Annotated in this window: 17 protein-coding genes and 1 pseudogene; 12 read left to right on the top strand and 6 right to left on the bottom strand. The window is 71.5% G+C overall.

Annotated features, from left to right (window positions below; all coding sequences use genetic code 11):
• Positions 1-62: 62 nt before the first annotated feature.
• Entirely contained in the window at positions 63-1961 is a 1899-nt protein-coding gene (locus tag EJ357_RS35835) for a trypsin-like peptidase domain-containing protein (RefSeq protein ID WP_126395825.1), read from the top strand.
• A 69-nt stretch (positions 1962-2030) separates the two neighbouring features.
• A complete protein-coding gene (locus EJ357_RS35830) occupies positions 2031-2603 on the top strand; it encodes a hypothetical protein (protein WP_126395824.1) in 573 nt (190 codons plus the stop codon).
• 280 nt (positions 2604-2883) lie between these two features.
• Here EJ357_RS35830 and msrB read toward each other — a convergent pair whose 3' ends face one another.
• The 4 genes from msrB to EJ357_RS35810 all read right to left on the bottom strand — a co-directional run bounded on the left by msrB (position 2884) and on the right by EJ357_RS35810 (position 6157).
• Positions 2884-3291 carry a peptide-methionine (R)-S-oxide reductase MsrB gene (gene msrB, locus EJ357_RS35825; protein WP_126395823.1) on the bottom strand — a complete coding sequence of 136 codons (408 nt, stop codon included), beginning with the start codon at positions 3289-3291 and terminating at the stop codon, positions 2884-2886.
• A gap of 13 nt (positions 3292-3304) precedes the next feature.
• Complete coding sequence (gene murC / locus EJ357_RS35820; RefSeq protein ID WP_126395822.1) at positions 3305-4693, bottom strand: UDP-N-acetylmuramate--L-alanine ligase; 1389 nt, start codon at positions 4691-4693, stop codon at positions 3305-3307.
• Positions 4694-4800: 107 nt separating this feature from the next.
• On the bottom strand, positions 4801-5274 hold the full coding sequence (locus EJ357_RS35815) for an indole-3-glycerol phosphate synthase (RefSeq protein ID WP_175647639.1): 474 nt from the start codon (positions 5272-5274) through the stop codon (positions 4801-4803).
• Between the two features lie 145 nt (positions 5275-5419).
• Entirely contained in the window at positions 5420-6157 is a 738-nt protein-coding gene (locus EJ357_RS35810) for a pyrimidine reductase family protein (RefSeq protein ID WP_228473222.1), read from the bottom strand.
• 712 nt (positions 6158-6869) lie between these two features.
• On the opposite strand from EJ357_RS35810, the gene zapE reads away from it, so the two are divergent.
• From zapE to EJ357_RS49675, 9 genes and pseudogenes are all read left to right on the top strand, one after another.
• A complete protein-coding gene (zapE, locus tag EJ357_RS35800; RefSeq protein WP_126395821.1) occupies positions 6870-7982 on the top strand; it encodes a cell division protein ZapE in 1113 nt (370 codons plus the stop codon).
• Between the two features lie 193 nt (positions 7983-8175).
• Entirely contained in the window at positions 8176-8580 is a 405-nt protein-coding gene (locus tag EJ357_RS35795; protein WP_126395820.1) for a hypothetical protein, read from the top strand.
• An 81-nt stretch (positions 8581-8661) separates the two neighbouring features.
• On the top strand, positions 8662-9240 hold the full coding sequence (locus tag EJ357_RS35790; RefSeq protein WP_126395819.1) for a carbonic anhydrase: 579 nt from the start codon (positions 8662-8664) through the stop codon (positions 9238-9240).
• Between the two features lie 5 nt (positions 9241-9245).
• The gene (locus tag EJ357_RS35785; protein WP_126395818.1) at positions 9246-10703 is read left to right on the top strand and encodes a SulP family inorganic anion transporter; all 1458 of its coding nucleotides are present in this window, start codon (positions 9246-9248) and stop codon (positions 10701-10703) included.
• Positions 10704-10824: 121 nt separating this feature from the next.
• Complete coding sequence (locus EJ357_RS35780; protein WP_228472718.1) at positions 10825-11778, top strand: slipin family protein; 954 nt, start codon at positions 10825-10827, stop codon at positions 11776-11778.
• A gap of 90 nt (positions 11779-11868) precedes the next feature.
• A complete protein-coding gene (locus tag EJ357_RS35775; protein ID WP_126395817.1) occupies positions 11869-13260 on the top strand; it encodes a PhoX family protein in 1392 nt (463 codons plus the stop codon).
• Between the two features lie 73 nt (positions 13261-13333).
• Positions 13334-14818: a serine/threonine-protein kinase gene (locus EJ357_RS35770; protein WP_126395816.1), complete on the top strand. Its 1485-nt coding sequence runs from the start codon at positions 13334-13336 to the stop codon at positions 14816-14818.
• An 88-nt stretch (positions 14819-14906) separates the two neighbouring features.
• Positions 14907-15770: a polysaccharide deacetylase family protein gene (locus EJ357_RS35765; protein ID WP_126395815.1), complete on the top strand. Its 864-nt coding sequence runs from the start codon at positions 14907-14909 to the stop codon at positions 15768-15770.
• A gap of 18 nt (positions 15771-15788) precedes the next feature.
• Positions 15789-15999, top strand: a pseudogene (locus EJ357_RS49675) (hypothetical protein).
• 8 nt (positions 16000-16007) lie between these two features.
• Here EJ357_RS49675 and EJ357_RS35755 read toward each other — a convergent pair.
• The gene (locus tag EJ357_RS35755; protein ID WP_126400456.1) at positions 16008-16679 is read right to left on the bottom strand and encodes an ABC transporter; all 672 of its coding nucleotides are present in this window, start codon (positions 16677-16679) and stop codon (positions 16008-16010) included.
• Positions 16680-16684: 5 nt separating this feature from the next.
• On the bottom strand, positions 16685-17608 hold the full coding sequence (locus EJ357_RS35750) for an ABC transporter ATP-binding protein (protein WP_126395814.1): 924 nt from the start codon (positions 17606-17608) through the stop codon (positions 16685-16687).
• A gap of 44 nt (positions 17609-17652) precedes the next feature.
• Between EJ357_RS35750 and EJ357_RS35745 the strand changes: the two genes are divergently transcribed.
• Positions 17653-18408: a peptidyl-tRNA hydrolase gene (locus tag EJ357_RS35745; RefSeq protein WP_175647638.1), complete on the top strand. Its 756-nt coding sequence runs from the start codon at positions 17653-17655 to the stop codon at positions 18406-18408.
• Positions 18409-18956 lie beyond the last annotated feature (548 nt).

Below are 18956 nucleotides of genomic sequence, written 5' to 3'. Positions count from 1 at the left end.
CCGCGAAGGCGACGCCGGAGGGCTCCGCGGATCCCAAGGAATCCGCAACGCCGGATGACGGGTTGAAGGCGACACCCGAAGAAATCGCGGAGGCGAAGAGGGCGGAGGCGTACTGGACGCCGGAGCGCATCGCGGATGCGGTGCCCGCCAATCCGGACAAGGGTGTTGAGGACTCGCCGACGCTGCGCGACCTGATGAGGTCTCCCTCGCACGTCGACAACAACGGTGTGGCCACCGCCGGTGTCTTCCTGATCAGCCAGGACGACGACCCGCAGTCGGATCCGGGCAAGCGCGACCAGTTCTGTTCCGCGTCCTCGGTGGCCTCACCCACCAAGTCACTGGTGCTCAGTGCCGCGCACTGCCTCAACGACAACGACCGGTTCCGTAATCTCGCCTTCGCCCCGGGGTGGAAGGTGGACCCGAACAACAGGGCCAAGGGCATCGCACCGTACGGAATCTTCCCGATCAAGAAGGGCAAGATCTGGATCGACGGGCGCTATCTGTCCCAGGGCACGGTGAAGGCAGATGACCTCGACTTCGCCTTCCTGAAGACTGGCCCGAACTCCAAGGGCCAGTTCCTGGAGAACGCCACGGGGATGGGCAACCAACTGACCACGCTGCCCGCCTCCGGGAACCTGAACCAGAAGAACGTTACCCTGATCGGTTTTCCGGGCGGAGCCAAGTCGCCGCTCGTCTGCCCCTCGACCACCACGAAGGAGTTCGAGGGCCGCTTCCTGGAGATTGCCTGCGACGGATTTGCCCCCGGTGTGTCCGGCGGCCCGTTCCTGCGGAACTTCGATGGCAAGCGGGGAGATGTCATCGGTGTCATCGGCGGATACAAGACCGGCGGGAAGTTCGACAACGTCTCCTACTCTTCCCAGTTCGACGCCGACGTGGTGCGCCTGTACAACCAGGCGGTCAACGACTCGGCGCCGGATCAGCCGACCGGGATCGAGGGCATGGGCGACGCCAACCTGTGGACCCATGCCGAAGCCGCCGCCACCGGCCAGTTCCACACGTCTTCGCAGAAGACGCAGGACGGTGACCTGATCGTCAAGTGGTCCGATGGAGAGGTCACCCTGTACCCGGGCGACCAGTCACAGGGCTTCTACACCGGCTGCGCCGCCGGCCAGCCCTGCGAGACCCGGCTGGCGAAGCCCAACAAGCTGTGGGCGGACCACGCCGAGGTCATCACCGCGGGCGACTACACCGGTTCCAACGCCTTCGACCTGATGGTCAAGTGGAGCGACGGCGAAGTCACGATCTACAAGGACATCGACGAGACGACGAAACTGCCGACCGCCGGCGATCAGCACCCGGCGAACGAGATCAAGATCGCCGCTGCCGGCTCGACATGGAAGTACGCCAAGGGTCTGGCGACCGGCAAGTTCGGCGGCAACAAGTGGCCCGACGACGTGGTCGTGCGCTGGGTCGACGGCGAGGTGACGAAGTACACCAACGTCGACGGCACGGGCTTCCACGCCGAGCAGAAGCTCCAGGCCCCGAATGACCTGTGGAAGAACCACGCCACGATCATCGCGGGCGGCGACTTCGACGGCACCACCAACTCCGACTTCGACCTCCTCGTCCGCTGGTCCGACGGTGAACTCACCGTGTACGAGGACCTCGGCGCCAACGGTCTGAAGAGGGAGCGGCAGCTCAAGCCCGCGAACCGGTTGTGGACCCACTCCCGTGTCCTTGTGCCCGGCGAGTTCGGCGGCAATCTGTGGGAGGACGACCTCTTTGTCCGCTGGTCCGACGGAGAGGTGACGGTCTACGGAAACACCCAGGCCGACGCGCTGGGCCGGGAGTACCAGCTCGTGCCCCCGCCCGCCAGGGGCAGCGCGCTCCTTCGCGGGCAGCACAGTGGTCGGCCCGCCGGAGGGGAGACAGCCGCCGAAGAGTCCTGCGACTCGGTGTGCGGCCCCGGTCTGCTGCGGCGGATCACCACGGACAAGTGAGCAAAAACCCGCGTTGAGCCGGTGGCGGGGCGACGGCCCCGCCACCGGCCCCGTACCTACGGTGGATACATGCGTACACGTCAATTCCTGCCGGTCTACGTCGCAACGATCGCTCTGCTCGCCGGCTGTGCCGAAGCGAAGGACGAGCCGAACGGTGCAGCGGACCGGTCGTCCCCCCGGCCCTCGGCATCTGCGGGTCAGCAGAGCAAGCCGCCGGGTGACGGCGGCCGGTCCTGGGAGCCGGACGACGCGATGCAGCGGGCGGAGCGGGCCCTGAAATCGGCCTCCGACAGCGACGCGCGTCCGGAACTCGTCGACACCGCGAGCGCGTTCATCGCGAGCGGCATGGACAAGAAGCACAAGACGCCCGGCGACCGGCCGTACCTCCTCAGCATCACCTGTGACACGGACGGGATCGGGGAACTCACCCTCACCCTGTCGCGAGGCGATCAGGAGCAGGCGTACGGGATCGAGTGCGGGGATCGGGAAGCCGACCAGTTCAACATCCCCGCGGGTAAGCCGTTCACCGCACGGGTCGACCCGGTCAAGGACGGCACCGGCTTGATCCTGTGGCGCCTGGACACCATCGACCGGGACGCGGTGGAGGGGTGTGACGACGACCTCGACGGTTGTGACGGCTGAGCGGTGGGCGTTCTTCGAGCAACGGTGTCAGAGCCGTCTGTGTTCTGGGCGGCCACGATCCGCACCGGTGTGGCGCAAGCTCCTGGTAGACGGGTTCTCGACCAAGATCGCCCGTACTGCCAGGAGCTCCCCGTGTGCTCGTGCACCCGTCGTCGATCGACCTGTCCAGCCGTTCCCTGCGCTACCTGACCAGCCGCTGCGGTGCGGCGACACCTGCGCCCAGCTGGCACGCCACTTGGCTCTTGCCGGGGTGGAATGCTGACCCTCCGAGGAACCTTCCTCAGCCCTCGTCCGCCGTCAACCGCAGCGAGATGCTGTTGATGCAGTACCGCTGATCGGTCGGCGTCGGGTACCCCTCGCCCTCGAAGACGTGCCCGAGGTGCGACCCGCACCGGGCGCACCGCACCTCGGTCCGCACCATGCCGTGCGAGCGGTCCTCGATGAGCTCCACCGCTTCGGTGTCCTTCGGGTCGTAGAAGGACGGCCAGCCGCAGTGGGACTCGAACTTGGTGGTGGAGGTGAAGAGCTCGGCGCCGCAGGCGCGGCAGGAGTAGACGCCCGTCGTCTTGGTGTTGGTGTACTCACCGGTGAAGGCGGGCTCCGTGCCGGCCTGGCGGAGCACGGCGTACTCGGCCGGGGTCAGCTCCGCGCGCCACTGCTCGTCCGGCTTTTCGACGTCGTACGACATGGGTCCTCGTCCCTCACTTCGACAGGCGGTCCAGGATGAGCGGGCCGAGGTCGGTGACATCGCCCGCGCCCATGGTGAGAACGAGATCACCGGGCTTCGCCATTCCCGCGACGAGCGCGGGAACCTCGGACTTGTCGTGCACGGCCGTCACCTCGGCGCCGGCCACCCGGGCCGCCTGGATGATCAGGTCGCTGGTGACGCCGGGGATCGGGTCCTCGCGGGCCGGGTAGATGTCCAGGACCAGCGAGGAGTCGGCGAGGGCGAGGGCATCGCCCATCTCCTTGCCCAGTTCCTGGGTGCGGGAGAAGAGGTGGGGCTGGTAGGCGACCAGGATCCGGGCGTCCCCGGCGGCCGCGCGCATGGCCTCCAGGTCGGCCGTCATCTCGGTCGGGTGGTGGGCGTAGGAGTCGATGACCTGGACGCCCGCGGCCTCGCCCTTCAGCTGGAGCCGCCGCTTCACACCCGTGTAGGCGGCCAGCGCCGGGGCCAGCTCGGCGGCGGGGATGCCCAGGGCCGCGCCCGCCGCGAGGGCGGCCACCGCGTTGAGGGCGTAGTGGCGGCCGGGCACCGAGACCCCGAAGGTGAGCTCCTGGCCGTCCAGCAGGACGGTGACCTGGCTCTTCAGCCCCTGCGCCAGCACGGACAGCACCCGGACGTCGGCGTCCTCAGCCTCGCCGTACGTCACCGTCCGCACGGTCCCGGACACCCGCCGGGCCAACTCCCGCGCCCCGTCCTGGTCGGCCGAGATCACCAGGGTGCCGCCGTCGACGATCCGGTCGGCGAACGTCACGAAGGACTCGTAGATCTCGTCCATCGACGCGTAGTTGGCGTGGTGGTCCAGCTCGACGTTCAGGACGATCGCGACCTCGGGCGCGTACTTGTGGAAGCTGCGGTCCGATTCGTCCGCCTCGGCGACGAAGATGTCCCCGTCGCCGTGCAGGGCGTTCGAGCCGGGGGCGTCCAGGTCGCCGCCGATGGCGTACGACGGCTTCAGGCCCAGCTCGGTCAGGGAGACCGCCAGCATCGACGTCGTGGTCGTCTTGCCGTGCGTTCCGGCGACCGCGATCGGACGCAGCCCGTCCATCAGCGCGGCCAGCGCGTCGGCCCGGTGCACGACCGGGATGCCCAGCTCCGCGGCGCGGGCCAGCTCGGGGTTGTCCTGCCGGATCGCCGACGACACCACGACACAGCTCGCGTCGTCGGCGAGGTGCTCCGCCGCATGCCCGATGTGCACGGTCGCACCCAGCGCCCGCAGCGCCGCGGCGGTCCCGGACTCCTTGGCGTCGCTGCCGGCCACCGCGGCCCCGCGCTGCGCGAGAATCTTCGCGATCCCCGACATCCCGGCCCCGCCGATGCCGATGAAGTGCGGTCGGTCCATGGCGGAGGGAATGCCGGGTGCCATGTGTGTTCTCCCCAGATGCGGTACGACGATGAGCCCTCAGCCTATTAGCTGGCGGTGGCCGCAACGCCCAGGGGCGCGGGGCTGTGCCCTCCTCGGCCCCTACGGCGCTACGCCTTGCTGTGCGAGAACAGCTTCAGCACCGGCACTCCCACCTTGTGCCGAGCCCTCGACGCCCAGTCCCGATGGAAGAACTCCTCCACGTAGTGGGGGTCGGTCAACACGATGACCTCATCCGCGCCGACCTCGTCCACCACGGCCCTCAGCGCGTCGAGCGGATGATCCTCCAGCAGCCGCCCCTCGGCCTCCGCCCCGGCCCCGCGCAGGGCCGTGAGCGACACCTCCAGCGCCCGCTCACCGGTACTCATCGCCTCCTCGCCCTCGGGTGTCTTCCCTTCCCGTACGGCCTCGTCCAGCTCGCCGAGCGCGATGTCGTCGATGGCGCGCAACAGCCGGTCGGCCTGTTCGCCCCGCGGCTGGAGCAGCACATGGAAGGAGACCTCCTCGTCCCCGTGCAAGGTGGTGACGAACTCCACGTCGGCGGACGTCAGGGCCTTCTCGATCATCAAAACGCTTGTGAACACCGGGCGCCCCTTCTGCGGAAACCATCCTGCCCCGTGCTCGCACGGGGACTGCGATTTTTAGTGTGCCCGGCGGAAGCTAAACGGAACGGTGGATTCCGCCGTTTTCAGGATCACGGCGTCCAGAGGACCCATGTCCGGACCAACCTCACCTCCGCCGGTACCGGCCGAACAGGAAGCCGTCCTCCTCCAGCAAGGACGCCAGCTCGAACCGTTCGGGGACCGCCACCGAGGGCCCGCCGGCGATGCGCTGGGCGTCACCTGCGGTCAGCATCGGGGAGATCGTCAGACAGAGCTCGTCGAGCACACCGGCGGCCACCAGCTGGCCGAGCAGCCGCGGCCCTCCCTCGGTCAGCAGCCGGGTGTGGCCGAGCTCGGCGAGAGCCTGGACGGCCCGGACGGGGTCCACGCCGACGCCGTCACCGGCGATCACCACCCGCGCGCCCGCCTTCTCCGCCGCCGCGATCCGGTCCGGGGCCGCCGCGGCGCCCGTGAGGATCAGGGTCGGCACCGACGGCGAGGTGAAGAGCGGCAGGGTGTAGTCCAGGTCCAGGCTCGCGCTGACCACCGCGATGGCCGGTGCGGGCCCCTGCCCGGCCGCCTCGCGCGCCTGCGCGAACTCGGCACGCGCGCGTGCCGGACGGTACCCCTCCTGACGTACCGTTTCGGCACCCACGATCACGACATCCGCCAGCGCCCGCAGGGTGCCGAAGATCCGCATGTCGGCCGCGCAGGAGATGGGCTGCGAACGTCCGTCGTGCTGGGCGGCGCCGTCCAGCGTGGACACCATGTTGGCCCGCAACCACGGCTGCCGGCCGCCAGGCGCCGGGCGTGGGTAGGCATAGGCGGCGGCGAGCTCGGCGAGGCTCCACTCCCGGTCGGCCAGATCGGCGCCGGGGAAGCCGGCTCCGCCAACGGCGTCACGACGAGCCCCGCGCTCGACCCCATCGCCGCCGACGCCAGCCGGGCCACCGCCCCCGACCAACCCGACCGCCGCGCCACCACCCTCGGCCACTCCACCGGCGGGCCCACCGTCCCCGGCCACCCCAACCGCCGGGCCACCGCCCTCGTCCGCCCCGGCAGCCGGGCCACCACGCTCGGCCACACCACTCGCGGGACCACCGACCCCGGCCGCCCCACCTGCCCGCCCACCAACCCCGGCCACGCCATCCACCGGGCCTCTGCTCTCGTCCGACCCGCCCGCAGGGCCACCGCCCCCGGATGCGCCACCGGATGCACCGCCCCCGACCTCGCCGCCCGGGCGACCGCCCTCAGGGCCCACCCCGGCACCCCCGGCCTCCTCCCGACGGCCATCGGTCCGTCCCGCCCCTCCGGGGCCCGCAGAGTCGGGACGCGCCCCAGGGATCCCCGACCCTCGCTCATCACGAGCTCCGCCGGCCGCGCCGGGACCCGCGGCATCGCCGGAATCCCCGCGCACACCGCCCCCACCGGGGGCACCGGCCACAGGCCCCCCTTCGACCACTCCGGCCCCGTCGTCCACGGCCGAACCGCCGGAGGCCCTCGCTGCTGTTTCGTCGGTCACAGGGAACAGGCGTCGCATGTCATGGAGTGTGGCACGGCGCTTAGCATGGTGAACCGTGTCGTCCTCCTCCGCCGCCTCCGGTACGCACCCGATAGCCGAAGCGAGCCCGCTGTCCCTGTGCGCCCGCGAGCCGCACGTCCCCGCGGACCGGCTTGTCGCCGAGATGGTGCCGCCGCCGCGCTTCGACTCGGTCCGCTTCAGCACGTACATCCCGGACCCGAACCAGCCCAGCCAGACCGAGGCGGTCGGTGTGCTGGAGACCTTCGCGGGCGGACTCGGCGGTGCGCACGCCAGCGGTGCCGGGAAGGCCGGCAAGCGCGGCTTCCTCGGGTTCGGCCGGTCCAAGGCGCCGAAGACCCCGGCCGGGCCCCGTGGCGTCTACCTCGACGGCGGCTACGGCGTCGGCAAGACCCACCTGCTCGCCTCCCTCTGGCACGCCACCCCGGCCGAGCCGTCCCTCAAGGCGTTCGGCACCTTCGTGGAGCTGACCAACCTCGTCGGCGCCCTCGGCTTCCAGCAGACGGTGCAGACCCTCTCCGGTCACCGCCTCCTGTGCATCGACGAGTTCGAACTGGACGACCCGGGCGACACCGTCCTCGTCTCCAGCCTGCTGGGCAAGCTGGTCGACGCGGGCGTCGCGCTCGCCGCCACCTCCAACACCCTGCCCGGCAAGCTCGGCGAGGGCCGCTTCGCGGCTGCCGACTTCCTGCGCGAGATCCAGGGCCTGTCGGCCCGCTTCCGCACGCTGCGCATCGACGGCGAGGACTACCGCCACCGCGGCCTGCCCGAGGCGCCGGCGCCGTACTCCGACGAACAGGTGACGAAGGCGGCGTACGCCACCGAGGGCGCCTCGCTCGACCACTTCCCGCACCTGCTGGACCACCTGGCCCGTGTCCACCCCAGCCGCTACGGCGCGCTGACCGACGGGCTCAAGGCGGTCTGCCTGACCGACGTACAGCCGATTCCCGACCAGTCGACGGCCCTGCGTCTCGTCGTCCTCGCCGACCGGCTCTACGACCGCGAAGTGCCCGTCCTGGCCTCGGGACTGCCCTTCGACAAGCTCTTCAGCGAGGAGATGCTGAAGGGCGGCTACCGCAAGAAGTACTTCCGCGCCATCTCGCGCCTCACCGCCCTCGCGCGCGACGCGAAGGGTGTCGTCGGCGCCTGACGCCCCCTAACCCGCCAACTCCCCCTGGTCAAGGGGGAGTTCCGGCCATCCCACCCACGCGTTTCAGGCTCTCTTCAGCTTGAAACGTTAAGTTAACCCTGCAAACAACTTTGCCGGGCTAATGTGTTTCTTGACCAACGGTTGACCAAGTGTTGGCTCGCGCAAGAGGTGTGGACTCACTGGAGGGGGGCGCATGTTCCGAGGTACGACGGCCCGGACCGTGGTTTCGCTCCTCGCCGCCGTCCTGCTCGCCCTCCAGTTCTTCGCACCTGCCGCGTACTTCGCAGACGCGCACACAGTCAGTCAGGCAGAGGCCAAAGCCCAGCCCGGAATCAAGCTGTCCGGGAAGGCGCTGCGCGACGAAACCCTCACGTCCCGCCACTGCATACCGTCGGGCGATGGGGACCCGACCGGTCCGTTGCGCACCCGCGACCGTCTGCGTATCGCCGATTCCGGGCCCGAGGCGCCCTGTCGGCCCCTGCTCACCCGGGACCCCGCGGCCACGCACGAGCCGGCCAGAACCGGCGCCGCGCACCAGCGCACGTCGAGACCCTCGGTGTCCCACACTCCGGCCGCACTTCAGGTCTTCCGCTGCTGAGAAGCAGAGCAGTCACACCCCCCACCTCTGTCATGTAAGCCCCGACGCGCCACTGCGGCGCGCCAGGAGGAGTCACCACATATGCAGCCCCTCATCGACAACGCCCGTTCGTTCGGACAGCGCCCTGAGGAGTTCGCCCAGCTGGCCGCCGGTCAGTCCCCCCAGGTCCTGTTCATCACCTGCTCCGATTCCCGGGTCGTTCCGGCCCTGATCACGGGCGCCCGTCCCGGCGAGCTCTTCGAGCTGCGCACCGCGGGCAACATCGTCCCGCCGTACGCCTCCGAGCACCCCACCAGCGAGGCGGCCACCATCGAGTACGCCGTGGAGGTCCTCGGCGTCAGCGACATCGTGGTCTGCGGCCACTCCCACTGCGGGGCCGTCGGCGCGCTGGTGCGTGGCGACGACCTGGACGCCGTACCGGCCGTGCGCGACTGGCTCTCGCACGCCACCCCGCGCCCGACCGGTGCCGCAGAGGACCCGGAGGTCGCCGAGGGCGTCCAGGCCCATGTGCTGACGCAGCTGCTGCGGCTGCGCTCGTACCCGTTCATCGAGAAGAAGCTGAAGGAACGTCAACTGACCCTGCACGGCTGGTACTACGAGGTGCACAAGGGCGCCGTGCGCGCCCACAGCGCCGAGACCGACGCGTTCGAGGCGCTGTGATCGGCATGATGACCAAATACCCTCACCTGCGGCAGGACTTCGCCGCCTCGTTGGTCGTCTTCCTGGTCGCGCTGCCGCTGTGCGTGGGCGTGGCCGTAGCCTCCGGTGTACCGGCCGAGCTCGGGCTCGTCACCGGCATCGTGGGCGGCATCGTCACCGGGCTGATGCGTGGCAGCAGCCTTCAGGTCTCCGGGCCCGCCGCCGGTCTGACCGTGCTGGTCTTCGAGGCCGTGCAGGAGTTCGGGCTGCCGGTCCTCGGTGTGCTCGTGCTCGCCACCGGCCTGCTCCAGCTGCTCATGGGCGCCCTGAAGCTGGGGCGCTACTTCCGGGCCATCTCGGTCTCGGTCGTCGAGGGCATGCTGGCCGGTATCGGCCTGGTGCTCATCGCCGGACAGCTCTACGCGGTCGCGGACGCCAAGGCGCCCGCCTCCGGTCTGGAGAAAATAGCCGGGCTGCCGAGCGCACTCGTCCAGGCCGTCGGGAGCACCGACGCGCTGGCCTCGATCGGACTCGGCGCCGGCACCGTCGCCGTGCTCGTGCTGTGGAAGCGGATGCCGGGCAAGGTGCGCACGATCCCCGGTCCGCTCGCCGCGGTCGGGCTGGCGACGGCCACCGCCGCGGTGTTCTCGCTGCCCGTCGCAACCGTCGAGGTCAAGGGCCTGCTGGGCTCCATCCAGCCGCCGTCCCTGAGCGCCTTCGGCGAGCTCGCCGACGTCGGTGTGATCGGCACGATCATCGCCTTCACGCTCATCGCGTCGGCCGAGTCGCTGTTCAGCGCCGCGGCCGTGGACCGGCTGCACGACGGGCCGCGCACCGAGTACGACAAGGAGCTGATGGCACAGGGCGCGGGCAACGCCGTCTGCGGCGCCCTCGGCGCGCTGCCGATGACCGCGGTCATCGTGCGCAGCTCCGCCAACGTCCAGGCAGGAGCCAAGACCAAGGCGTCCCGGGTCATGCACGGCGTGTGGCTGCTGCTGTTCGCGGCGCTGCTCCCGGCCACGCTGGCACTCATCCCGATACCCGCGCTGGCCGGCATCCTGGTCCACTCGGGCTGGAAGCTGATCCCCTTCCGCGGAATCGTCTCCCTGTGGCGGGGCCACCGGGGCGAGGCCCTGATCCTCGTCGCCACCGCCGTCTCCATCGTCGCGGTGAACATGTTCGAGGGCGTGCTCATCGGTCTGGCCCTGTCCATCGCCAAGACCGCCTGGGAGGCCTCGCACATAAAGCTGGAGATCATAGACAAGGGCGCGGGCCCCATCCAGACGTACCTGTCGGGCAACGCGACCTTCCTCAGGCTGCCGAAGATCCTCGACAGCCTGGAGGCCCTCCCGCAGGACCGCCCGGTGGAGCTGGACCTGTCCGGCCTGCACCACCTCGACCACGCCTGCCGGACGGCCCTGGAGAACTGGGCCGAGCGGCACAGCGCGGCGGGCACGGACCCGGTGCGGGTCACGGCGCCCTGACCGGCGTATGACTCCCGCTGAGGTATGACCCCTGGTCCGGGGCCGTCCATGGCCCCGGACCAGACACCGGGCATATCGTTACAGGTGCACAGGGAACGGGCCTCTCGGTCAGGAGGTCGTCATGGTCGAGGAGCTGCTGGGAGCGGCCGTGGCGGCCGGTGCGGCGGGGCTGGTGTATCTCGCGGCCGCCGCGCGGGTCGTCAAGCAGTACGAGCGTGGGGTGATCCTGCGGCTCGGACGGCTGCGCGGCACGGTACGCCCGCCGGGATTCACGCTGATCGTCCCCGCCGTGGACCGGCTGCACAAGGTCAACATGCAGATCGTGACGATGCCCGTGCCCGCCCAGGAGGGCATCACCCGCGACAACGTGACCGTACGGGTCGACGCGGTCGTGTACTTCAAGGTCGTGGACGCCGCGGCCGCGATCATCAACGTCGAGGACTACCGCTTCGCGGTCTCCCAGATGGCACAGACGTCGCTGCGCTCGATCATCGGCAAGAGCGATCTGGACGATCTGCTGTCCAACCGCGAGAAGCTCAACGAGGGCCTCGAGCTGATGATCGACAGTCCGGCCATGGGCTGGGGCGTGCAGATCGACCGTGTCGAGATCAAGGACGTGTCGCTGCCGGAGTCGATGAAGCGCTCCATGGCCCGGCAGGCGGAGGCCGACCGCGAGCGGCGGGCCCGGGTCATCAACGCCGACGCCGAACTCCAGGCCTCCAAGAAGCTGGCCGAGGCCGCGCACCAGATGGCCGACGCGCCCTCCGCCCTCCAGCTGCGCCTGCTGCAGACGGTGATGGCGGTGGCGGCGGAGAAGAACTCCACGTTGGTGCTGCCGATCCCGGTGGAGCTGCTGCGGTTCCTGGAGCGGGGGGCCGCCCAGCCGCCGCAGGATCCCGCGGCCGAGCAGGCCGGCGAGCAGACCGCCGGCCGACAGACCGCCGTCGAGCAGGCGGCCGTCCAGCAGACCGCCGTCCGACCGGCCACCGAGCAGGCCGCCGTCGACCCCTTCTCCGAGCATGTCGCCGTCGAGGAGTCCACCGCGGACACCGACGGGCGGCCCGAGCGGAAGTGACACACGCTACGCGCGTGGTTCACGGGACCCGCACCAGGTGATAGACACGGCGGGGTCACAGTTCCTGTCCGCCAGCAGGAAGGTTGCCCCATGTCCCAAACAGCGTCGACGCGTCGTCAGCTGCTCGCCCGTACCGGCGCGTTGGGCGTCTCGATCGCCTTCGCCGGAAACCTCTCCGAACTCTTCGCGGGCACCGCCGCCGCGCAGAACCTGGGCCACACCGGGTACGGCCCGCTGATCCCCGACCCGGACGGCCTGCTCGATCTGCCAAAAGGTTTCCGCTATCGCGTCCTCTCCCGCGAGGGCGACCGGCTCCGTTCCGGGGAGGGCCCGGTCCCCTCCAACCACGACGGCATGACCGCCCTCGCCGGGTACTCGGCCGGCGGCCACGGCCGCCGCGTCCACCTGGTGCGCAACCACGAGAACCGCAACACCGCGAAGATCCCCGTCCCGACCGTCGCGGGCCTCACCTACGACCCGGCGGGCAAGGGCGGCTGTACGGCGCTGACGCTGGACTCCCGTAACCACGTCCTGTCCGAGCGCGTCGCCATCGCCGGTACGGCCGTCAACTGCGCGGGTGGCCCCACACCTTGGGGCACCTGGCTGACCTGCGAGGAGACCGAGGACAAGGCCGGCACCAACGGCTACACCAAGGACCACGGCTTCATCTTCGAGGTCGACCCGGCGAACCCCTACCGCTCCGGCGCGGCCCCGCTGACCGCGATGGGCCGCTTCCAGCACGAGGCGATCGCGGTGGACCCGCGCAGCGGCATCGTCTACGAGACCGAGGACGCCTTCGAGAGGCCCTTCGGCCTCTTCTACCGCTTCCTGCCCCACGCGCCGCACGGCGGTCTGGGCTCGCTGCGTGCGGGCGGCCGCCTCCAGGCGATGCGCGTGCCGGGCGTACCCGACCTCTCCTCGATCCAGCAGACCGGCGCGAGCTTCGAGAGCATCGAGTGGGTCGACGTACCGGACCCCCTCGCCGCCCGGACCCCGATCCGCTTCCAGGACTTCGGCCCGAAGGGCATCACGCACGCGCAGAAGCTGGAGGGCTGCTACTGGGGCGGCCGCAGCGTCTACTTCGTGTCCTCCTTCGCCCGCAGCGCGGACGGCTCGGCGGCGGACCACTACGGCCAGATCTGGCGCTACGACCCCGCAGCGCGCCGCCTGACCCTGGTGATCGTCTTCGGCCCGGACACGGACATCCAGCTGCCCGGCGAGTCCCCCGACAACATCTGCCTCGCGCCCAGCGGCGGCCTGATGGTGTGCGAGGACGGCAACGGAGCCCAGCACGTCTACGGCGTGACGCGACGCGGCGAGGTGTACGCGATGGCGCGCAACGCCCAGAACATCGGGACTCCCGAGCAGCCGGAGTGGGGCGAGTTCGCCGGCGTCACCTTCTCGCCCGACGGCGGGACGATGTATGTCAACTGCTACACGCCGGGGACGACGTTCGCGGTGACGGGACCCTGGAGAAGGTAGGCGTTCCGCCTCGGGGCCGCCGAGCGGAAGCCTCCTCTCCGGCCCTTGCGGCGCGTCCTCTAACCTGTGCGGCATGAACGCACCGGGGGACCTCGTCGACGGCCGTTTCGAGCTGGTGGAGCGGCTCGGCAGCGGAGGAATGGGCACCGTGTGGCGCGCCCGCGACACGGTGCTCCACCGCGAGGTCGCGCTCAAGGCGGTGCGGTCCGACGCGGACACCGTCGGAGTGGTGCGCGAGCGGGTGATGCGGGAGGCGCGGGCGCTGGCCCGGCTCAGCCATCCGCATGTGGTGACGGTCCATCAGATCGTGGACGCCGACCCGCATCCGTGGATCGTGATGGAGCTGGTGCCGGGCGCCTCGCTGCAGCAGCGGCTGAGCGAGGCGCCCTTGTCTCCGGCGGAGGCCGCCCGCGTCGGCCGCCAGGTGCTCGCCGCGCTGCGGGCCGCGCACGCGGCGGGGATCCACCACCGGGACGTCAAACCCGCCAACATCCTGCTGCGCCCCGACGGCGACGCCGTCCTCACCGACTTCGGCATCGCCGCCCTGCAGGGCACGACCGGCCTCACGGCCACGGGCGAACTCGTCGGTTCGCCCGAGTACATGGCGCCCGAGCGGATCCGCGGTCACGAGGACGACCCCGCGGCCGACCTCTGGTCGCTGGGCGTGGTCCTGTACGTGTGCGTGGAGGGCGTCAGCCCCCTGCGCCGCCCCACCACGCTGGCCACCCTGGCCGCCGTGATCGACGACCCGCTCCCGCCACCGGCCCGCTCGGGCCCGCTGGCGCCGGTGCTCGAGGCCCTTTTGGTACGGGATCCGGCGGCCCGCCCCGACGCCGCACGGCTGGACGCGATGCTGGCGCAGGTCGAGACGGGGACGGCACCGCACTGGACCCGGCCGACGCTGACGGCCGTCGCCCCGCACCCGACGCCGGCGCCGTCACCGACCCCCACCCAACTGGACACCCCGCGCCCCACGGTGCCGCAGCAGGCGTCCGGCCGACGACGCCGTACACCTCTCGTGGTGGCCGCGACCGCGGCGCTGGCGATCGGCGCCGCCACGGCCCTGGTGTTCGCGTTGCTCCCCGACGGCACCGCCGACGACGACAAGGTCGCCGCCACACCAAGCCCGAAGGCCTCGACGTCCGCTCCCGCCCCGACGAGACAGCAGCCGACCACTCCCCCACCGAGCCCCACCCCCACCGGCGCGGCTCCCTCCCCCGCCACGGACGGCCGCTGGATCGCCCAGCTCCACTCCGAACCCATCGCCACGGGCACCGCCGTGCGGGACCAGAGGCTCGCCACGATCCGCGAAACGGTGCCGGACGCGGCCGTCGTACGCAGCGGCGACTACGCCTCCCTGCGCCCCGGCTACTGGGTGTTCTACGCCCCCGGCCCCTTCACCGACGGCCGCGCCGCCCTGGCCTTCTGCGCCGAGCACGGCCGCACCACCCCGAACACCTGCATCGGCCGCTACCTGAGCACGAACGCGTCCGACGTCGCCTTCCAGTGCCGCCCACCGGCCACGGCTCCGACGGGCCGCTGCACGCGCAAGGACTGAGCGGGCCGGCCCCGCCGGGCGGGTGACACCGCCCCGGCACACCCGTCGGAACATCGGATTGTCCCTTTGATCCTCATATCTTCCTGCGGTGATCACTCTTGTGCGACGCGTCACCACCGGCTGCGCCCTGGGCGCGGTACTCGCCGTCCTCGCCGCGTGTGCGCCGGCCGACGAGTCCCGCGCTCCCCGTCCCGCGCCCAGCGCCTCCGCCGTGTCTCCCGCCGCCCCGTTGTCCAGGCCACCGACCCTCGCTCCCGGCCCGGCCGGTCAGGCCCCGGTCTTCGAGCACGGTCCGAGGACCCGGGACAGGACCGTCGCGCTCACCTTCGACGCCGACATGACCGCCGATCAGGGGCCGCGGGCGGATCGTGGGGAGCGGTTCGACAATCCGGGGCTGGTGGCGGCGCTCCGGGAGTTGAAGGTGCCGGCGACCGTGTTCATGACGGGACGGTGGGCGCAGGAGTATCCGGGGCAGGCCCGGGCCATCGGGCGGGACCCGTTGTTCGAGGTCGCCAACCACTCGTACAGCCACTACGCCTTCACCGACGACTGCTACGGGCTGCCGACCATCGACGAGGAACGGATGCGGGCCGACGTGGAGCGGGCGTACGACGTGTTCCGCGAGGTGGGGGTGCGGGACGCGATGCCGTACTTCCGGTTTCCCGGCGGCTGCTCCGACCGGCGTGCCCTGAAGGCGCTGGCCGCGGTCGGCGTCACGGCCGTGCAGTGGGACGTGGTGAGCGGGGACGCCTTCGCCACGGATGCCGATGCGGTCGCCCAGGAGGTGCTGGACGGGGTGCGCGCGGGGTCCGTGGTCGTCATGCACTGCACGCTCAGTGCCGCTCCGACGACCGAGCGGGCGGTCCGGCGCATCGTGCCCGAGCTGCGGGAGAGAGGCTTCCGGTTCGTGAAGGTGTCCGAGCTGATCGGGGCCGCGGGCGGGCGGGGCTGAGGCTCGTACGCTGGACGTATGAGTGAGGAGCAGCCCACGACCGACTACTGCCTGATCGACGCGACGAGGCCGCCCAAGGCTGACGGGCCGCCGTACGCGGTGGGGGTCCCCCCTTTGGGGGAGCGTGCTGTGCCGGGAGCCCACGGAGTACCCGGAGTCGTACAAGGGGATCACGCTCTGCCCGGTGTGTGAGTGGCAGGAGGCGCAGCGCACGGCCTGTTCCGGGTGATCCGGCGTTCAGGGTGATCTGCGGGAGGTCAGGGCGCAGGCCACGGCGATCGCCACCGCGGTGAACACGGCCGCCGCCACCAGGGGCAAAAGGGGCGTGGGGACCGTGCCCGAGCGGGAGCCGGTGACCAGGCCGTTGACCGCCGCCTGGGCCGGGGAGCCCGTCACCACCACGGACAGCAGGGCCGCGAGCAGCATCGCGGGCACCGCACGGCCGGTCGAGCGCAGCACCGGCCAGGTGGTGAGGGCACCGACCGCGGTGCCGAGCAGGGCGCAGGCCAGCGCGGCGAGCAGGCCGGCGGCGCCCGCGGGCAGCCGGGGCACCCGGATCTGGTGGTCGGCGCTGGCCGGGTCGCTGATCAGGGTGAGGACGACGATCGCCGCCGTACCGAGCGCCGCCGCGCCGGCCAGCGCCACCAGCAGCGCGGCGAGGTGCGCCCGCCCCGGTCCGGCCGCCGCGGCGACGCAGCTGCGGGCGGCGGGCGGCTCGTTGGTGACGCAGATCCGCACCAGCCAGGCGGCGACGGGCAGCAGCGCCGCGGCCGCGTAGCCGAGCGAGTCGAGGATGGGCTGGCCGCCCTGCACGCCGACGGCGAGGAAGACGGCGTACAGGATGAACGGCGGCAGCCAGCGCTGCGAGCGGGCCAGCAGGGCGGCCTGGTAGCGGAGGAGGGCTCTCATCGACGTCATCGGCGACTCTCGGCTTCGGAACGGTCGGAAGGGGCGGAGGGATCGGAAGGGGCGGAGGGGTCGGGAGGAGTGGTCGTCTCCTGGCTCACGCTGACCACGTGCCACGGCGGGTGGGCGGCCAGCAGGGCGCGCAGGACGACGTCCGAATGGGACGCGGGGACGGTGAGGCGGTGGGTGCCGGGGACCGGCTCGTCCACGACGGTGGCTGTGCGGGTCGCCTCGGCGGGGAGGCTCGAACCGCTCGGGCCCTGGACGACGACGGTCGCGTGCGGGCCGGCGGGTGAGGAAGTCCCTTGGCCGGTACGGACGTTCAGGGCCCCGTCGTGCACGGTGTACGTCGCGTCGGGCGCCCCGGCGAGGCGGCGCGGGTCGTGGTCGACGAAGACCACCGCGGTGCCGTCGGCGGTCCGTTCGGCGACGGCTCGCTCCAACTCCGCGCGGGCGGCCGAGTCGAGCCCCGTCCATGCCTCGTCCAGGACGAGCAGTTCCGGTTCGGCGAGCAGGGCCTGGACCACGGCGACCTTCTGGCTGCTGCCCTTCGACAGCTGGGCCATCGGCGTTCGGGCGTACGCGGCCGCGCCGAAGCGGTCGAGCCACTCCAGGGCGGCACGGGTGGCCGCCGGCCGGGAGAGGCCGTGGACCGTGCCGAGGTGGGTCAGGTAGCCGAGGGCGGTGAAGGGCAGGGCGGTGGGGAAGCGTTCGGGGACGTACGCGGTGCGGGGCGCTCCGCTGATGCGGCCTTCCGAGGGGGCGTCTATGCGGGCCAGGAGGCGCAGGAGGGTGGACTTGCCGGTGCCGTTGTGGCCTTCTATTCGGATGAGGGTGCCGGGGGGCACGGTGAGGTGGACGCCTCGTAAGACCCATGGGCCGCGCAGGCCGTAGCGGCGGCCCACGTTGTCCAGACGAAGATCACGTTGCATGAGCACATCTTCGCCCAGATCTTCGTCCTGGCAGACTGGACCCCGTGAGTTCCGACAGCCCCACCGCCCAGGACAGCCCGTTCCGGTCCGAATCCGGCGACCGCGAACAGGCACCGCAGTTCGTGCTGCCCCTCGTCGTGCGCATCGAGCGGGCGGATCCTCCCGCCCGGACGGACGCGCTGGAGACCGCCGCCCGCGCTGTACTGATCATGCTGAGCGACGAGCGGTCCGTCGGCGACGGCGAGTGGGCGCAGGCCGTGCGGGACTGGCAGGACGCGCGGATCCGGAAGGTCGTGCGGCGGGCCCGCGGGGCCGAGTGGCGGCGGGCGGAAGGCCTGCCGGGGATCACGGTCACCGGCGGGTCGGCCGAGGTGCGGGTGTTTCCTCCGGTGCCGTTGGACGGCTGGCCCAAGGAACTGGCGAAACTGCAGGTGTCCGGCACCGACCTCGATGATCCCGAGCCGCCCCCGGCCGCCGATCCGTCGGCGCCGGTGCTCTGGGTGAATCCCGAACTCGACATGTCGGCCGGCAAGACGATGGCGCAGGCGGGGCACGCGGCGCAGCTCGCCTGGTGGGAGCTGTCGGACGAGGAGCGGGACGCCTGGCGCGAGGCGGGCTTCCCGCTGGCCGTGCGCACCGCGCGACCGGGGCACTGGCGTGAACTGACGACCTCCGGGCTGCCGTTGGTGCGCGACGCCGGGTTCACGGAGATCGCACCCGGGCCGACGCTGGTGGCCGAAGGACATCACCGCGTGGGCTCGCTGCCGCCGCGGGTACGACGGCCGCTGGCCTTTCGCTGAGCGACGGGCCTCGATCGCCCGGCGCGGGGACGCGGTTCGCCGCGGACGCCGACGCTCGGGCCGGAGGAGGAGTCTTCGGGGAGCGTGCGCGGCCGGGGAGTTCCCCGGCGGGTCTCCCGCGCCGAGGGTGAGCGCGCCGACCGGGGCGGAGCTGTTGCGAGGGCCTCTGGGGCGACGGCGATCGCGCCCGGTGCACGCGGTCCGCGGGAAGCCTGACGGTCCGGCACCGTTCAGCCATCGTGGCGTCGCGGAAGCGCCCGGATCAGAGCGCTTCCGGTATCAGGCGCCGAGGGCCGGGAGACCCGCCGGGCGCCCGGCTCAGCGGCGCCGCTGCCCAGGGTCTGACCATCGGATGCGGTGCACCGACGCGCGGCCGACGCCCAGGACCTCCGCCGGTTCGGTGGGCGCGGCCTGCGGGATTCGCCCGGCTCGCTCGCCTGGAGCGCACTGCATGGACCACAGCGGTGGTGCTCGGTTTGAACATCTCCCGTGTGCCGCTTGAACATCCCCGGTGTGCCGCGCGTACGACCCTGCGAACCTCAAATGTT

The organism is Streptomyces cyaneochromogenes, from assembly GCF_003963535.1.
Classification (GTDB): domain Bacteria; phylum Actinomycetota; class Actinomycetes; order Streptomycetales; family Streptomycetaceae; genus Streptomyces; species Streptomyces shaanxiensis.
This window is presented reverse-complemented; position numbering and strand designations above follow the sequence as displayed.